10 protein-coding genes are annotated in these 16555 nt (G+C 67.7%); 6 read left to right on the top strand and 4 right to left on the bottom strand.

Annotated features, from left to right (window positions below; translation table 11 throughout):
- Position 1: 1 nt before the first annotated feature.
- The 6 genes from DOM67_RS03405 (at position 2) to DOM67_RS03380 (ending at position 6176) form a co-directional block, all read left to right on the top strand.
- Positions 2 to 790: an ABC transporter ATP-binding protein gene (locus DOM67_RS03405; RefSeq protein ID WP_110674266.1), complete on the top strand. Its 789-nt coding sequence runs from the start codon at positions 2 to 4 to the stop codon at positions 788 to 790.
- Positions 790 to 1608: an IucA/IucC family C-terminal-domain containing protein gene (locus DOM67_RS03400; protein WP_157958784.1), complete on the top strand. Its 819-nt coding sequence runs from the start codon at positions 790 to 792 to the stop codon at positions 1606 to 1608. The genes DOM67_RS03405 and DOM67_RS03400 overlap by 1 nt, the downstream gene beginning before the upstream one ends.
- 157 nt (positions 1609 to 1765) lie before the next feature.
- Positions 1766 to 2341, top strand: a complete 576-nt coding sequence (locus tag DOM67_RS03395) for a hypothetical protein (RefSeq protein ID WP_110674264.1) — start codon at positions 1766 to 1768, stop codon at positions 2339 to 2341.
- A 195-nt stretch (positions 2342 to 2536) separates the two neighbouring features.
- Entirely contained in the window at positions 2537 to 3514 is a 978-nt protein-coding gene (locus DOM67_RS03390; protein WP_110674263.1) for an NADPH:quinone reductase, read from the top strand.
- 176 nt (positions 3515 to 3690) lie between these two features.
- Positions 3691 to 5475, top strand: a complete 1785-nt coding sequence (locus DOM67_RS03385) for an SLC13 family permease (protein ID WP_110674262.1) — start codon at positions 3691 to 3693, stop codon at positions 5473 to 5475.
- Positions 5476 to 5699: 224 nt separating this feature from the next.
- On the top strand, positions 5700 to 6176 hold the full coding sequence (locus tag DOM67_RS03380) for a septal ring lytic transglycosylase RlpA family protein (RefSeq protein WP_232825119.1): 477 nt from the start codon (positions 5700 to 5702) through the stop codon (positions 6174 to 6176).
- A gap of 111 nt (positions 6177 to 6287) precedes the next feature.
- On the opposite strand, the gene DOM67_RS03375 is transcribed toward DOM67_RS03380, so the two are convergent.
- The 4 genes from DOM67_RS03375 to DOM67_RS03360 form a co-directional block, all read right to left on the bottom strand.
- Positions 6288 to 8756 (bottom strand): acyl-CoA dehydrogenase, encoded by a 2469-nt coding sequence (locus DOM67_RS03375; RefSeq protein ID WP_110674261.1) that lies wholly within the window; start codon positions 8754 to 8756, stop codon positions 6288 to 6290.
- 197 nt (positions 8757 to 8953) lie between these two features.
- On the bottom strand, positions 8954 to 12046 hold the full coding sequence (locus DOM67_RS03370; RefSeq protein WP_110674260.1) for an efflux RND transporter permease subunit: 3093 nt from the start codon (positions 12044 to 12046) through the stop codon (positions 8954 to 8956).
- On the bottom strand, positions 12043 to 15153 hold the full coding sequence (locus DOM67_RS03365; RefSeq protein WP_110674259.1) for an efflux RND transporter permease subunit: 3111 nt from the start codon (positions 15151 to 15153) through the stop codon (positions 12043 to 12045). The genes DOM67_RS03370 and DOM67_RS03365 overlap by 4 nt, the downstream gene beginning before the upstream one ends.
- Positions 15150 to 16487 carry an efflux RND transporter periplasmic adaptor subunit gene (locus DOM67_RS03360; RefSeq protein WP_157958783.1) on the bottom strand — a complete coding sequence of 446 codons (1338 nt, stop codon included), beginning with the start codon at positions 16485 to 16487 and terminating at the stop codon, positions 15150 to 15152. Before DOM67_RS03360 ends, DOM67_RS03365 begins: the two co-directional genes overlap by 4 nt.
- Between the last annotated feature and the right edge of the window lie 68 nt (positions 16488 to 16555).

Here is a 16555-nt window from a genome sequence, read left to right as displayed (position 1 = left end):
CATGGCGACTCTCTCTGCGAACCGACTCACGCTGGGTTACCAGCGTCAGGCCATCCTGCGCGAGCTGTCGCTCGAGCTGCCGGAAGGGCGCATCTCGGTGCTGGTCGGCAGCAACGGCTGCGGCAAGAGTACGCTATTGAAAGCATTGGCTCGGCTGCTGACGCCGTGGCAGGGTCAGGTCGCTCTCGAGGGCGAGGACATTCGGCAGCGGCCGACCAAGGCGGTGGCCAGGACCTTGTCGCTACTGCCGCAGCACCCGGTGGCACCGGAGGGCATCAGCGTGCGTCAACTGGTGGGGCTGGGGCGTCATCCGCATCAGAGCTGGCTGGCGCAGTGGTCCGAAGGCGATGAACGCGCCGTCGAGCAGGCGTTGTTAAGAACCGGCCTCGATGACCTCTCCGAGCAGCGCGTCGAGACGCTCTCCGGTGGCCAGCGTCAGCGTGCCTGGATCGCCATGGCGGTGGCCCAGGACACGCCGCTGATGCTGCTCGATGAGCCCACCTCGTTTCTCGATCTGACCCATCAGATGGAGGTGCTGGAGTTACTCGTCAGCCTAAACCGCGATGCCGGCAAGACCATTGTCATGGTCTTGCACGATCTCAATCTGGCGTGCCGCTATGCCGACCATATCGTGGCGATTCGCGAGGGCCGCGTTCATGCCCAGGGTCGGCCTCAGGCGGTGATTACCCGGGAACGGGTCAAGGAGATATTCCAGCTCGAATGTCGGGTGATCGAGGATCCGTTCTTCCATACGCCGCTATGCATTCCATTCGGCAAGGGGGCGGCGTGATGATGCCGGCAGCGGCGCGGGACCCGCTGGGACACCTGGAGTGCGCGTCGGTGGCGGCCGAGCACCGCCACTATCTGCATGGGGCCCTGTGCCTCGAGTCGGCGGATGCCGCGGGGGTGTCGGCCCTGTCGGTGGCGGCGTTCTCCGATCCCCTGCGCTGCAATGAACTGCTGGCACGTCTAGGGCCGACTCTCGGTTCCCCCGACCGGCGGACCACCGCCTCGCTGCTGTCGAAGCGCCTGGGTTTTCTGTTCACCGGCGCGCCGCTCTATCTGCTGTCGGTGTGTGATCGTGGGCTCGATCTGGCGCCGGCCAACTGCCTGGTCGATGTCCGTCACGACGGACAGGCGTGGCGTTCGACACTGCCGCTGCGCTCGCTGCGACTGCAGACCTGGTCGCCGGCGGCGCGGGAGCGCTCGCGTCGCCAGTTGCTGACGCAGCTGTTCGCCGGGCTGATCACGCCGCTGTGGCAGACCCTGCGCGAGGTGGGTGGGGTGCCGCCGCGCATGCTGTGGGAGAACCTGGCGGTGCGGGTCTACTCGCTCTACGAACGCCGCCTGGTCGAGCTCGACGGCACGCAGGTCGACGCCGCGGCACGCCAGCGCTGCGAGGCGGACTACCGTTTCCTGCTCGATGCCGACCCCGAGCTGTTCGGCATCGATGTCAACCCGCTGGCGCGTTTCCATCACGCCAAGATCCGCCGCTCGGATGGCGTCGAAGTGCGCTATCGGCGCAGCTGCTGCCTCTATTACCGTGCCGCCTGCCCGGTGGCCTACTGCCAGTCCTGCCCCTTGAGCCGCGCGCGCCCCCGGAGTTGAGGTCGAGGGTAGCGGTGGCGGCGCGCCCGCGGCGATGGAATATGCTAGGCTGCGCGCTTTTGCCTGCCCGCGTCCGCTGGACACGCCAGCGGCGTGTCCCGTCTGTTGTTCTGCTGTCAGCGCGGGTGGGGTCGAGTCGATGCGTGCGGAGAGTCCGATGAAAGTCGTTCATGTGAAGAATCCCGAGAGCCGCGAGGCGTGCCTGGCCCAGCTGTGCGCCAATGTCTATGGCCGTGAGGCGGGTCTGGCACCGCTGGTCACCTTCGCCGGAACCCTGGGTGTGCTGTTCGAGCAGGAGGCCGCACGGCTGTTCGCCCTGACCGACGAGGCACGCCAGGTGCTGAGCCTGGCGCTGGTGTCCGCCGACACCGAGGGGCGCAGCATGGAGCTGGCGATGGTCTCGACACCCCAGGGGGACGGTCACAGCGAGCACAGCGCGCGCCTGATCCGTCTGCTCGCCGAGAAAGCGCCGCTGCGTGTGCTCGCCAGCGACGCCGACGCGGAACGCTTCTTCCGTGACTGCGGCATCACTCGCTGGATCGATGCCGAGGGCGGCATGCGTGTCGGTCTCGCGCCGCGGCATCCGGAGCCGCAGGCGGGGAAACTGCCCGGCGTGGTGCGCTTCGATGGCGAAGGTATCGTCAAGACCTTCAAGGCCGATCCGGAGACCTTCGAGTCCTACAAGCAGCGCTTCGTCGCCGCCCTCGAGCGTTTTCCCCAGAGTGTGATCTGACCCCTTCGAGCGGGCCGAGCACGGGGACATCGGATGGGCCGTTCGCGGCGTATGGCTTGACCCGGCTGGCGAATGGCGCTTGGATGAGGTATTGGACAGGACTGAGGTATCGATAGGGTTTCGGTTCGTCTCGTCCAATACCCCCACGCACGCCAAGTACGCCCAGCTCAACCCGTTTCTCCACAAGGACAGTTCATGGTCAAGCGCATTCAGTTTTCTCGCACCGGCGGCCCCGAGGTGCTCGAGTATGTCGACTTCGAACCGGCGGCACCCCAGGCGGGCGAGGTGCGCATCGAGAACCGTGCCATCGGCCTCAACTTCATCGATATCTACTTCCGCACCGGGCTCTATCCGGCGCCGTCGCTGCCGTCCGGGCTGGGCACCGAAGGGGCCGGGGTGGTCGAGGCGGTGGGCGAAGGCGTGACCCACCTTGCTGTCGGTGACCGCGTCGCCTATGCCCAGGGGCCACTCGGCGCCTACTCGCAGCTGCACGTGCTGCCGGCGGAGAAAGTGGTCAAGCTGCCCGAGGATATCTCCTTCGAGATCGCCGCGGCGTCGATGCTCAAGGGGCTGACGGTGCAGTATCTGTTGCGCCAGACTTTCCCCCTCGAGGGTGGCGAGACGATCCTGTTCCATGCTGCGGCCGGCGGCGTCGGCTCTATCGCCTGCCAATGGGCCAAGGCGCTCGACGTCAAGGTGATCGGCACCGTGGGCTCTGACGAGAAGGCCGAACTGGCCAAGCGCAACGGCGCCTGGGCCACGATCAACTATCGCGAGGAGAACGTGGCCGAGCGGGTACGCGAGCTGACCGATGGGGCCATGGTGCCGGTGGTCTACGACTCGGTGGGCAAGGATACCTTCATCACGTCGCTCGACTGCCTCGCCCCGCGCGGGCTGATGGTGAGTTTCGGCAACGCCTCCGGCGCGGTCGAGGGGGTCAATATCGGCATTCTCAACCAGAAGGGGTCGCTCTACCTGACCCGGCCCAGCCTCCATGGCTACACCGATACCCGCGAGCGGCTGGAGGAGATGAGCCTGGATCTGTTCGACCTGCTCGAGAGTGGCAAGGTCAAGGTGGATATCGCCCAGCGTTTCGACCTGGCCGACGCGGGCAAGGCCCAGGAGGCGCTGGCTGCGCGGCGTACCACGGGGTCGACCATTCTGATCCCCTGAGCCGTGTCGCGATCGTTGGCGAGCGGTCGCCGACGTGACATTGTCGTATGATGCAAAAGCCGGCGGCACCTCTGGGTGCTGCCGGCTTTTTCGCTGCTGCAGGCGGGCTCGGCAGGGAGTTTGCCTACCAAGCCTGGTGCCGGGAGGGCAGCAGTGCACGACAAGGAGTCATACCCATGCAGGATGCTTACTGGGTCTTCGCGGTTCTCTTCCTGACCCTGGTCGCCTTCGTCTGGGGGCGCTTTCGTTACGACATGGTGGCCATGGCGGCGCTGCTGGTGAGCGTGCTGCTGGGGCTGGTGCCCGCCGACGAGGCGTTCTCCGGCTTCGGCCATCCGGCGGTGATCACCGTCGCCGCAGTGCTGATCCTGAGCCGTGGCTTCGAGCATGCCGGCGTGGTCGACTGGATCGCCGAGAAGACGCTCAGGGCCGGCAGCCGTCCGGTCTGGCAGCTGACGGTACTCACCGCGACGGTGATCCTGCTCTCGGCGATGATGAACAATGTCGGGGCGCTGGCGCTGCTGCTGCCGGTGGCGGTGCGCGTCGCCCGCGAACACGACACCTCGCCGTCGTTGTTGCTGATGCCGCTGGCTTTCGGCTCGCTGCTGGGCGGGCTGATCACGCTCATCGGCACGCCGCCCAATATCATCATCAGTGCCTTCCGCGCGGGGCAGGGCGAGGGCCCTTTCAGCATGTTCGACTTCGCCCCGGTGGGCGGCGCGGTGGCGCTGGCCGGGTTCGCCTTCATGATCCTGCTGGGCGGGCGGCTGACCCCGCAGCGTCAGGGCCAGGCCTCCGCCGACGAGCTGTTCGAGACCTCGGCCTATCTCAGCGAGCTGCACGTCAACGAGGACGCCAAGGCGGTGGGTTGGCGCCTGCGCGAGCTGCAGGAGGTGTGCGGCGACCCGGTGCCGGTGCTGGCGGTGCTGCGCGGCGACGAGCGCTACTCCGGCCACCGCTTCTTCGGCCCCCTGGCTGCCGGCGACATCCTGCTGCTGGAGGCGGGCCCGGATGACCTCAAGCTGCTCGAGGACAAGGCCGGGTTGAGTATCAGCGCCAGCGGCGAGGATGACGATGATGCCGAACGGCCGCGGCTCGATGCCGATGAGCTGCAACTGGTCGAGGTGGTGGTGCGAAACGACTCGATGATGATCAATCGCACCGTCTCCCAGCTGCGCTTGCTCAACCAGCACGGCCTGCATCTGGTGGCGGTATCCCGCGACGGTACCCGGCTCAAGCAGCGCCTGCGCGAGGTGCGCTTCCAGCCCGGCGATGTCCTGCTGCTGCAGGGCGACGAGAACAACCTGAGCGAGAGCCTTTCGACGCTGGGCTGCCTGCCGCTGGCCAGTCGCAAGCTGGCGCTGGGGCAGCCGCGTCAGCTCTGGCTGTCGGTGGGCATCTTCGCGCTGGCCATCGTCGCCATGGTGTTCGATCTGCTGCCCGCGGCCATCGCCATGTCGCTGGCGGCGCTGGTCACCCTGGCGCTGGGGGTGCTGCCCCTGCGCGAAGGCTACGACGCGATCGAGGGGTCGGTGATCGTGCTGCTGGCGGCGATGCTGCCGCTGGGCAAGGCGCTGGAGACCAGCGGAGGGGCGCAGATGATCGCCGATGGCATGATGTCCGCGGGCAGCGGCTGGCCGCCGGTGGTTACCCTGGCGGCGCTGTTCGTGCTCACCCTGCTGCTCTCGAACGTCATCAACAATGCCGCTGCGGCGCTATTGATGGCGCCGATCGCAGCCAATCTGGCCAGCGGCATGCAGGTCTCCCTCGACCCGTTCCTGATGGCGGTGGCGGTGAGTGCCTCCTGCGCTTTCCTCACCCCGATCGGGCATCAGTCCAATACCCTGGTGATGGGCCCGGGAGGCTATCGCTTCCGCGACTACTGGAAGCTGGGGCTGCCGCTGTCGGCGGTGGTCACGCTGACCGCCATTCCTCTGATTTTGCTTATTTGGCCGTTATGATGAGCGCCGCTTCCGTCATCCGTGCCGTATCGCGATCCACCCTCGCGACCCGCTTGCCGAGAGACTCGCATCCCATGGTCATTAGTCCCGTTTCCCTGGTGCGCGCCCGCGCGGGCGGCGCAGTTCGCGGTCATCCAGGCTGCGCGAACTCACCCTGCGCTCACTCATCACGTGCTCACTCATCACGCTCTTCTGTGCCGCCGACGTCCCGGGCCGTGCTCGGATTGCGGTCTGTACTCGCCGCGCTCGCTGTGGGCCTGCTGCTGGCGGGCTGTGCCACACCCCAGGGCACCCAGTCGGATGCCGCACCGGCGGCAACCAGCGCTGCCGGCAAGGCTGCTGGCAAGCGCAAGGGTCCGGGTCCGGTGATGACAGACGCGGGTGAGCCTCAGCCGGTGCCCCACCAGCGCCGCCGGGTCGGCGAAGCGACCTACTACGCGTCCTATTTCGAAGGGCGGCCGACCGCCAGTGGTGAACCCTACGACGGCCAGGCGATGACCGCGGCGCACAAGACGCTGCCGTTCGGCACCCGGGTCAAGGTGACGCATCTGAGCACCGGTGACAGCGCCATCGTGCGCATCAACGACCGCGGGCCCTTCGTCGCCGGGCGGATCATCGACCTGTCGCAGCGGGCTGCCGAGAAGCTCGGGTTGATCGACGACGGCACCGCCGAAGTCCAGCTGCAGGTGCTGGAGCCGTAGCCAGCCGAGATCCGCTGTCACCCCGTTCTGCCTGCTCCCAGTCCCCAGAACGCAAAAAGGCCGCGGCCTTTGCGTGTGAGGGATGCCGGGGGCGGCGCCCCCGGCGCACGTTCACGCCGGCGTGGTGTGGGTCTGGCGCTCGTGGCTGGCGTTCGGCTGCTGGTTGGTGAAGGCATCGAAGTCGAAGTCGTCGACCGTCAGCATCTCCAGCACCTCGGCCTCGTGGGCGCGCATGAAGGTAGCGTCCTCTTCGCTCAGCAAGCCCGCCTCGAGACCCGCCTCGATCCACTGCTCGGGGTGCAGCGCGGCTTCCGGCAGTTCGCGCTTGGCCCGCGCCTTGGCCAGCGTGCGGTAGATCTTCTCGGCGCGCTCGGCGTTGGCCAGCAGCGCGTTGTAGCGCGCCAGCGGGTTCTCCTGCTGACCCTCTTCCCAGCTGTCCCAGGTGTTGCGGGTGAGCTTGTGACGCAGCGCGGTGTCGGTGGAGATCGCCTTGGCGATGTCGCGGGTCAGGCTGTCCTGCGGCTTGTGCCAGCGGCGTCCCAGCGGCATCGTCACGCCGGCGAGCAGATGGGCCAGGGCGCGATTGGGGAGGTTCTCGTAGAGCTCCACCAGCGCCTGCTCGGCGCGGTTGAGCAGGAAGCGGCAGCTGTAGTGGAACAGGGCGGCTTCGCCGTCGACCCGGTCGCTGTCGTGCCACTGCTTGAGCACCATCGAGAGCAGATAGAGGTTGGAGAGCACGTCGCCCAGGCGGGCCGAGATCATCTCGCGCTGCTTGAGCTTGGCGCCCAGGCTGGCCATGGCGGCGTCGGCACACAGGCCGAAGGCGGAGGAGAGGCGTGCCACCTCCTGCGCATAGGGCTTGGCCAGGGAGTCGAACGGCACCTCGGCGCGGCCCAGCCCCAGCGCCTGGGTGAAGGCGCGCGCGGCATTGCCGAAGATCAGCCCGGTGTGGCGGAAGAAGAGCTTGTCGAAGGCCGCGAAGTCGTTGCTGTCCTTGGCCGCCAGCTCATCGAGCACGTAGGGATGGCAGCGGATGGCGCCTTGACCGAAGATCATCAGGTTGCGGGTCATGATGTTGGCGCCCTCGACGGTGATCGACACCGGCGTGGCGCTGAAACCGATCCCCAGGTAGTTGCGCGGACCCAGGGTCACGGTACGGCCGCCATGCACGTCCATGGCGTCGATCATCATCTCGCGCTGGAATTCGGTCAGCTGGCTCTTGAGGATCGCCGAGGGCACCGCCGGCTTGACCCCATGGTCGATGGTGTTGGCGGTCTGCATCACGGCGGCCTGGGAGATGTAGGCCTTGGCCGCGAGACGCGCCAGCGGCTCCTGCACCCCCTCCATGTCGGCCACCGCGATGTTGAACTGGCGCCGGATACGCGCGAAGCCGCCGGTCCAGCCCACCGCGTAGCGCCCGGTGCCGGCGGCGCCGGAGGGCAGGGTGATGCAGCGCCCCACGGAGAGGCACTCGACCAGCATGCGCCAGCCCTGGCCGGCCATTTCCAGACCGCCGATCAGGTAGTCGAGCGGGATGAACACGTCCTTGCCGCGGATCGGACCATTCATGAACGGGCTGCCGATCGGATGGTGACGGCGGCCGATCTGCATGCCTTCGGTCTCACGCGGGATCAGCGCACAGCTGATGCCGATATCGCTCTCGCCGCGTTCGAGCAGGTTGTCCGGGTCGAACATACGGAAGGCCAGGCCGACCACGGTGGCGATCGGCGCCAGGGTGATCCAGCGCTTCTCGAAGGTGAGCCTGAGGCCGAGCACTTCCTTGCCTTCGTGCATGCCGCGGCAGACGATACCCACATCGGGGATCGAGGTCGCGTCGCTGCCGGCGCGCGGCCCGGTCAGCGCAAAGCAGGGGATGTCGCGGCCATCGGCCAGGCGCGGCAGGTAGTGATTCTTCTGCTCTTCGGTACCGTACTTGAGCAGCAGCTCGCCCGGGCCGAGCGAGTTGGGCACGCCGACGGTGCTCATCAGGGTCTCGTTGAAGGCGAGCTTCTGCAGTACCGCCGACTGCGCCTTGGCCGAGAACTCGAGACCACCGTAGGCCTTGGGAATGATCATGCCGAAGAAGCGCTCTTTCTTCAGATACTCCCACAGCTCGGGGGGCATGTCGGCGCGCTCGCGGGCGATCTCCCAGGCGTTGCACATGCCGGCGGCGACCGCGCACTGGTGATCGACGAAGGCTTGCTCCTCGTCACTCAGGCCGGGGTTGTCGAACGCCAGCAGGCGTTTCCAGTCGGGGCGGCCGCTGAACAGCTCGCCATCCCAGGCGACGGTGCCGGCGTCCAGCGCCACGCGCTCGGTCTCCGAGACCTTGGGCGCGATCTTCTTGAACACGCCGAACAGGCGCGGCGAGAGCCACAGCCGACGCAGCGGCTTGAGCCCGCAGACGGCGACGCCGACGGCGGCGATCAGCAGCAGGACGCCGATGATCTCGGCATCGAAAACCAGCCCCAGCACGCCGAGAACGGCGAGCACCACGACGGCCGGCAGGGCACCGGCCTCGCGGCGCATGACGACCAGACAGCCGATGATGGCGGCAACGAGAAGCAGCAGTGTGATCATGGCGAACTCCGCAGGAGAAGACGTCAGGAGTGCCGGCCTCGGGTGACGCGGCCAATGGCGCTCCCACAAATTCAGACGAGCGTTTGAATTTGGTTTTCAGACTAGCGGATCCCGGGCCGGCTGGCTAGCGTGGCGAGCCTTATCCTTTTGGGCTAGTCGCTATCCCGCCCTCCGGGGTGGGGCGGGATAGCGCCGTGTCAGGCGTGCTGCTCGTGGCCGAGACGCCGTGGGCGCAGGCGCCGGTGCAGGCGGTCGAGATAGAGATAGACCACCGGCGTGGTGTAGAGGGTGAGCAGCTGGCTGACCACCAGACCGCCGATGATGGTGATACCCAGCGGGGCGCGCAGAGCGGCATTCTCGTCGGTGCCCAGCAGCAGCGGCAGGGCGCCGAGAATCGCCGCCAGGGTGGTCATCATGATCGGGCGGAAGCGCACCAGGGCGGCGTGGCGAATCGCCTCCAGCGGGCTCATGCCCTGCTCGCGTTCGCAGATCACGGCGAAGTCGATCAGCATGATGGCGTTCTTCTTGACCACTCCGATCAGCAGGATGATGCCGATCAGCGCGATCAGGGTGAACGGCGTATCCAGCGCGATCAGGGCGAGCAGCGCGCCGACCCCGGCCGAGGGCAGCGTCGACAGGATCGTCAGCGGGTGAATATAGCTCTCGTAGAGAATGCCCAGCACCAGATAGACGGTGACCAGCGCGGCCAGGATCAGCCACGGCATCGCCTCGATGCCGCTCTGGAAGGTGCCGGCACTGCCCTCGAAGTCGACCTGGATCGCGGTGGGCGGGCGCAGCGCGTCGACGGCGGCGCGAATGCGAGCGGTGGCCTCGCCGAGGGAGACTCCATCCTCCAGGTTGAACGAGATCGTCGCGGCGGCGAACTGCCCCTGGTGGTTGACGCTGACCGGCGTGGTGCTGCGCTCGACATGGCTGAACGCGGAGATCGGCACCAGGGTGTCGTCCTTGCCGCTGACATAGAGTTCACCGATTGCCGCCGGCCCCTGGCGATAGGGTGCCGCCACCTCCATCACCACGTAGCGCTGTTCGTCGGCGTCGTAGAGGCTGGCGATCTTGCTCTGGGCGAAGGCCTGGCCCAGGGCGGTGTCGATGCTGCGCATGTCGACGCCCAGGCGCGCAGCCAGGGCGCGATCCACTACCAGCTTGGCCGACTGCCCCTCGCCGCGATTGTCGCTGTCGATCGCGGTGATGCCGTCGACCCCTTCCATTGCCGTCTGTACCTTCTTCGACCACTGGCCGAGCAGATTCAGGTCGTCGCTCTTGAGCGTGATCTCGTACTGCGAGGCACTGGTCGAGCGGCCGCCGACGCGGATGTCCTGCAGCGGAAACATGAAGGTGCTGACCCCGGGCATCCCCTGCAGTCCGGCCATCAGGCGATTGCCGATGGCCTGGGTCGACTGCGTTCGCTGTGGCTTGAGGGTGATGAAGAGCGTCGCCGAGGCGCCGCCGCGTCCGGGGCCGCGGCTGCCCATGAAGCCGAGCACGCTGGCCACCGCGGGGTCGGCGCTGAGACGTTCGCGCACCTGGCGCAGCTTGTCCGAGGCGGCGTCGAACGACAGCGCCTGGTCGACGCGCATGGTGCCGAGCAGGCGCCCGGTGTCCTGCTCCGGCACGAAGCCCTTGTCGACCGCGACGTAGAGATAGCCGTTGAGCACGATCACCCCGAGCAGCGACAGCAGCGTCAGGCGGCGGTGCTTGAGCGCGATATCCAGGGTGCGCGCGTAGAGATCGAGACAGCGCCGGCCGAACCCGGCGAGCGCGCGCGACCAGCGTGGCTCGCGGCCGCGGTCTGGCTTGAGCCAGCGTGCGCAGAGCATCGGCGTCAGCGTCAGCGAGACCAGCAGCGATACCGCGATGGCCAGCGACAACGTGACCGCGAACTCGTGGAACAGTCGCCCGATGAAGCCGCCCAGCAGCAGCAAGGGGATGAACACCGCCACCAGCGAGACGCTCATGGCGGTGACCGTGAAGCCCACCTCGCGGGCGCCATCCAGTGCCGCCTGTAGTGGCGGTGCGCCGCGCTCGATGTGGCGGGCGATGTTCTCCACCACCACGATGGCGTCGTCGACCAGGAAGCCGATCGAGACGATCAGCGCCATCAGCGACAGGGTGTCGAGGGAGAAGTCGAACACCCGCATCATGGCGAAGGTGCCCACCAGCGAGACCGGGATCACCACGCTGGGAATGATGGTGGCGCGGGCGTTGCGCAGGAAAGCGAACACCACCAGCACCACCAGTACCACCGCCAGCAGCAGCGTCAGCTGGGTCTCGTGCAGTGAAGCCTGGATACCCGGTGCGCGGTCGAGCTCGACGCTGAGATCGACGTCGCCCGGCAGCGCCGCACGGATACTGTCGAGCCGTTCGCGCACCCCGGCGATGGTCTCGATGATATTGGCCCCGCTGGCCGCACTGATCACCAGCAGCACCGCTGGGCGGTCGTTCTGGAAGCCGACGTTGTAGCGATCCTCGACCCCGTCGCGGATCTTGGCGACATCGCCCAGGCGCACCGTGGCGCCGTCCGCGCCGCGCTTGATCACCACCTGGTCATAGTCACTGGCTTCGAGCAGCTGGGAGTGGGTATCGATCTCCCAGCGGTGGTCGATGTTCTGGACGAAGCCGGTGGGCGACTGGGTGGTCGCGGCGCGCAGCGCCCCGGCCACCGCGTCAAGGGTGATGCCGGCGTGGTTGAGTCGACGCGGGTCGAGGGCCACCCGTACCGCCGGCGATGAACTGCCGCCGACGCTGACGTCGCCGACACCCTGGACCTGGGCGATGGGCGGGGCGATCTGGGTATCGGCGAGGCGGTAGAGCTCGCCGGTGGGCAGGGTGTTGGAGGTGACCGAAAGAATCAGTACCGGTGCTGCCGAAGGGTTGAGCTTGCGGTAGCGGGGACGGCTTGTCATGGCGCTGGGCAGCAGCGGCTGGGCATCGTTGATTGCCGCCTGCACCTCCTGGGCGGCGACGTTGATGTCCTTGTCGAGATCGAACTGGACGATGATTCGGCTCGACCCGTTGCTGCTGCTGGAGGTCATCTGGGTGATGCCGGGGATACGCCCCAGCGAACGCTCCAGCGGGGTCGCCACACTCGACGCCATGGTCTCCGGGTTGGCACCGGTCAGGTTGGCGATCACCAGAATGGTGGGGAAGGAGACATTGGGCAGCGGTGCCACCGGCAGCCGCTGATAGGCCAGCGAGCCCAGCATCACCACCGCCAGCGCCAGCAGCAGCGTGGCCACCGGGCGGCGGACGAAGGGCGCCGATAGGCTCATGCCGCGCCCTCGTCGTCTGCCGTGGCCGGCGCGTCCCGCCGCCAGCGCGCCGCCTGGCGGTCGAAGAACAGGTACACCACCGGGGTGGTGAACAGCGTCAGCAGCTGGCTGAAGAGCAGACCGCCGACCATGGTCAGCCCCAGCGGCTGACGCAGCTCGGCACCGTAGCCGCTGGCGAACATCAGCGGCAGTGCCCCGAGCAGTGCCGCACAGGTGGTCATCATGATCGGCCGGAAGCGCAGCAGCGCCGCGGTGTGGATCGCCTGCGCCGGGGCCATGCCGTGTTCGCGCTGCGCCTCAAGGGCGAAGTCGATCATCATGATCGCGTTCTTCTTGACGATGCCGATCAGCAGGATGATGCCGATCACCGCGACCAGGCCCAGGGCGCCGCCGCTCAGCTGCAGTGCGAGCAGGGCACCGATCGCCGCCGAGGGCAGCGTCGAGAGGATCGTCAACGGGTGGATGAAGCTCTCGTAGAGAATCCCCAGCACGATATACATGGTCACGATGGCGGCCAGGATCAGCCACAGGGTGTCGCCGGTGGAGTCGTTGTAGGCCAGCGCCGCGCCGCGATAGCTGAGCGTGGTCTGCGCGCTCAGGTCCTCGCTTGCCGCGGCATCGACCGCGGCGAAGGCCTGCGACAGCGAGTAGCTGTCGGCCACCGCGAACGACATCAGCGCCGAGGGGAACTGGTTCTGACGCTGCAGCGAGAGCGGGGTGGTGGTCTCGTGCAGGCTGACCAGAGTGGTCAGCGGAATGCGCTCACCGTCATCGTTGATCACGTAGAGCCTCGAGAGCGCCTCCGGGCCGTCGCTGTCGGCGTGGTTGGCGGAGAGCACCACCCGGTACTGGCTGGCCTGGGTGAAGATGGTCGAGACCAGGCGCTGGCCGAAGGCGTCGTAGAGGGCGTCGTCGATATCGGCGACGCTGACGCCAAGACGTCCGGCGCGGCCGCGGTCGATGGTCACCTGGAGCTTGCGCCCGGCGTTCTGCACGTCGCTGGAGACGCCGGCCAGCGCCGGCGCCTGACGCAGCCGGGCGAGCAGCTTGGCAGCGTCGGCATCGAGGGTGGCGCGGTCGCCCTGGGTCAGCGCGAACTGGTAGGGATAGCGGCTGATGGTGTCTTCCAGGGTCAGATCCTGGACCGGCTGCAGTGCCACTGTCAGCCCGGGGATGCCGCGGCTCGCCTGGCGCAGCCGGGTGAGCACGGTGTCGAGGTCGTCGCGTGCTCCCAGCGGCTTCAGGTTGATCGTCACCCGGCCGCTGTTGAGGGTGGTGTTGGTGCCGTCGATGCCGATGCTCGAGGAGAGGCTCGCCACCGCAGGATCGGCCAGCAGCCGGTCGATCAGCTGCTGCTGGCGCGTCGACATGGCGTGGAACGAGGTCGACTGGGTGGCGGTGGTGATGCCGCGGATCACCCCGGTGTCCTGGACCGGAAACAGCCCCTTGGGTGTGAACGCGAACAGCAGCGCGGTCACCGCCAGGGTGGCCACGGCCACGCCGAGGGTGAGGCGCTGGTGGCGCAGTACCCAGTCGAGGGCATGCTCATAGCCGCGTGTCACCCGCCCGAACAGCCCCTGGCGGCCGCGGACCAGCGCCTCGTCGTTGCTCTCCGCGACGGCCTCCGGGCGGTGCTTGAGCCAGCGCGCGCAGAGCATCGGGGTCAGCGTCAGCGAGACAAAGGCCGAGATCACGATCGAGATCGCCAAAGTCAGTGCGAACTCGCGGAACAGGACCCCGACCACGCCGCTCATGAAGACCAGCGGGATCAGCACCGCCAGCAGCGATACCGTCAGCGAGAGAATGGTGAAGGCGATCTGGCGCGAGCCCTTGAGGGCGGCGGCCAGCGGCCGTTCCCCCTTCTCGATGTAGCGGGTGATGTTCTCCAGCACCACGATGGCGTCATCGATGACGAAGCCGGTGGCAATGGTCAGCGCCATCAGGGTGAGGTTGTTGAGACTGAAGCCGGCCAGCTGCATGGCGCCGAAGGTGCCTACCAGCGACAGCGGTACCGCGAGGCTGGGGATCAGCGTGGCCGGCAGGTTGCGCAGGAACAGGAAGGTGACCATGACCACCAGGGCGATCGCCAGCATCAGCTCGAACTGCACGTCCTTGACCGCGGCGCGGATGGTGGTGGTGCGGTCGGTGAGCACGCGCACGTCGACACTGCCGGGCAGGGTACGTTCGAGCTGCGGCAACGCGCGCTTGATGCTGTCGGCTACGGCGACCACGTTGGCCCCGGGCTGGCGCAGCACGTCGATCAGGATGGCGCCGTCCTGGTTGGCACGCGCCGAGAGATAGGCGTTTTCAGCCCCTTCTTCGACCTCGGCGACGTCGCCTAGCCGCAGCACGCCGTTGGCGTCGCTCTTGAGCACCAGATCGCGGTAGCCGGCGGCGGAGAGCAACTGGTCGTTGGCGTCGATGGTATAGGCGCGGTAAGGGCCGTATAGGGTGCCCTTGGCCTGGTTGACGTTGGCTGCGGCGATGGCGCTGCGCACCGCGGCCAGATCGAGGCCGTGGGCGGCGAGCTGGCGCGCGTCGACGCTGACCCGGATCGCCGGCTGATGGCCGCCGGCGAGCTTGACCTGACCCACGCCGCTGATCTGGGCGATCTTCTGCGCCATGCGCGTATCGACCAGATCGTAGACCCGGGTCAGCGGCAGGCTCTGGGAGCTCACCGCCAGGGTCATGATCGGCACGTCGGCGGGATTGACCTTGCTGTAGCTGGGCGGGCGCGGCAGATCGTCCGGCAGCAGGGTTTCGGCCTGGCTGAGCGCTGCCTGGACCTCCTGCTCGGCGACCCCCAGATCCGAATCGAGGCCGAAGCGCAGGGTGATCAGCGAGGCGCCGCCGGTGCTGGTCGAGCTCATGTCTTCGAGCCCGGCGATCTCGCCCAGTTGATCCTCCAGCGGCGAGGTGACGTGGGAGAGCATCACGTCCGGTCCGGCGCCGGGGTAGAGCGTGGTCACCTGGATGGTGGGGAAGTCCACCTCCGGCAGCGACGAGATCGGCAGCAGCCGATAGGCCAGGGCGCCGGCGATCAGGATCGCCAGCATGATCAGCGAGGTGGCGACCGGACGCAGAATGAACAGGCGAGAGGGGTTCATGAGCGACTGCCGTCCGCGCCTCCTGCCTGAGCGGCCTTGGCCGCCCCGGCCTGGGTGGCGCTGGTGTCGGCGCTGTCTCCTCCGCTATCACCACGATCTCCGCCACTATCTCCGCCACTCGCTCCGTCGCTGTCTCCGCCAATAGCCGCACCGCTCTCGCTGTCGTCGGTGGACTCTCCCGGCAGGGCGTCGCTGACCACGCGTACCTTGGCGCCGTCGCGCAGGCTGTCGACGCCATCCACCACCACGCGCTCGCCGGCCTCGAGACCGCTGGCGATGGCGCTCTGGTGCCCCTCGCTGGCGCTCACCTCGACGTCGCGGCGGCTGACGCTGTCGTCATCGTTGACCACATAGACGTAGTCGCCGTTCTGACCGGTCTGGATGGCTGGTTCGGGCACGATCACGCGATCGCGCAGGGTCTGCGAGACCAGGCTGACATCGACATAGCCGTTGGGATAGAGCCCGCCACTGGGATTGTCCAGGGTGGCGCGCAGGCGAATGGTACCGGTGGCGCTGTCGATGCGGCTGTCGATGCTGGTCAGGTGGCCGTTGACGACCTGGCCGTCGGGGCCGGTCACGCTGACCGCCGGACGCTCGCCGGCTGCGAGGCGCGCGCGGATGGTGTCGACGTAGCGGCTGGGCAGCGAGAAGATCACTGAGATCGGATCGAGCTGGGTCAGGGTGACGATGGGCTCGCTGTCACCCAGTTGCACGATATTGCCTGGGTCGACGTTGCGAATCCCCACCACGCCGCTGAAGGGGGCGGTGATGCGGGTGTAGTCCAACTGCACCTGGGCGCTGTCGACCGCCGCCTGGTCGGCGGCCACGGTGCCTTCGTACTGGCGTACCAGTTGGCGCTGCTGCTCGAGCTCCTGGCGCGAGACATAGTTGGTGGAGATCAGCTTCTGGTAGCGCGCCAGGTCCTCCCGCGCCGAGGCCAGTTGGGCCTGGTTCTGGCGCAGGTCGCCCTGGGCCTGGGCCAGCGCCGCCTGGTAGTCGCGCGGATCGATCCGCGCCAGCAGTTGGCCTTTTTCCACCCGATCGCCCTCGTCGAATGCCACCTCGGTCAGCTCGCCCTCGACCCGGGTGCGGATATCGACGCTATTGAGCGCGCGCACCGTACCCAGGGCGCTGAGGCGCAGCGGCAGGTCACCGCGGCTAGCGCTGACCGCCGACACCGCGGTGGCGGGGGCGCCTGCGCCGGCGGCTGGGTTGGCCTTGTCCGCCGGGCTCAGGAACAGGCGATAGGCGATCCCGGCGAGCACGACCAGCAGCAGAAGCAGCAGCAACCAGCGCAGCGGATGGCGAGAGCGGTGGGTAGGCGAAGACGACATGGGCGGCGGCAATCCTTGGACGGCGTTCGTGACGAGCCTGCGCCAGAAGCGTAGACGCAAACCGTGAC

The organism is Salinicola sp. RZ23 (assembly GCF_003206675.1).
Taxonomy (GTDB): Bacteria; Pseudomonadota; Gammaproteobacteria; order Pseudomonadales; family Halomonadaceae; genus Salinicola; species Salinicola endophyticus.
Note: the sequence above shows the minus strand (reverse complement) of the source record. Positions and strands in the feature narration are given on the sequence as shown.

What these genes read in the sequence shown, in the direction of transcription:
- DOM67_RS03395 (WP_110674264.1), top strand. Translation starts at nt 1,766, where the DNA reads ATGAAAGTCGTTCATGTGAAGAATCCCGAGAGCCGCGAGGCGTGCCTG.
- DOM67_RS03400 (WP_157958784.1), top strand. Translation starts at nt 790, where the DNA reads ATGATGCCGGCAGCGGCGCGGGACCCGCTGGGACACCTGGAGTGCGCG.
- DOM67_RS03370 (WP_110674260.1), bottom strand. Translation starts at nt 12,046, where the DNA reads ATGAGCCTATCGGCGCCCTTCGTCCGCCGCCCGGTGGCCACGCTGCTG.
- DOM67_RS03360 (WP_157958783.1), bottom strand. Translation starts at nt 16,487, where the DNA reads ATGTCGTCTTCGCCTACCCACCGCTCTCGCCATCCGCTGCGCTGGTTG.
- DOM67_RS03405 (WP_110674266.1), top strand. Translation starts at nt 2, where the DNA reads ATGGCGACTCTCTCTGCGAACCGACTCACGCTGGGTTACCAGCGTCAG.
- DOM67_RS03385 (WP_110674262.1), top strand. Translation starts at nt 3,691, where the DNA reads ATGCAGGATGCTTACTGGGTCTTCGCGGTTCTCTTCCTGACCCTGGTC.
- DOM67_RS03365 (WP_110674259.1), bottom strand. Translation starts at nt 15,153, where the DNA reads ATGAACCCCTCTCGCCTGTTCATTCTGCGTCCGGTCGCCACCTCGCTG.
- DOM67_RS03390 (WP_110674263.1), top strand. Translation starts at nt 2,537, where the DNA reads ATGGTCAAGCGCATTCAGTTTTCTCGCACCGGCGGCCCCGAGGTGCTC.
- DOM67_RS03375 (WP_110674261.1), bottom strand. Translation starts at nt 8,756, where the DNA reads ATGATCACACTGCTGCTTCTCGTTGCCGCCATCATCGGCTGTCTGGTC.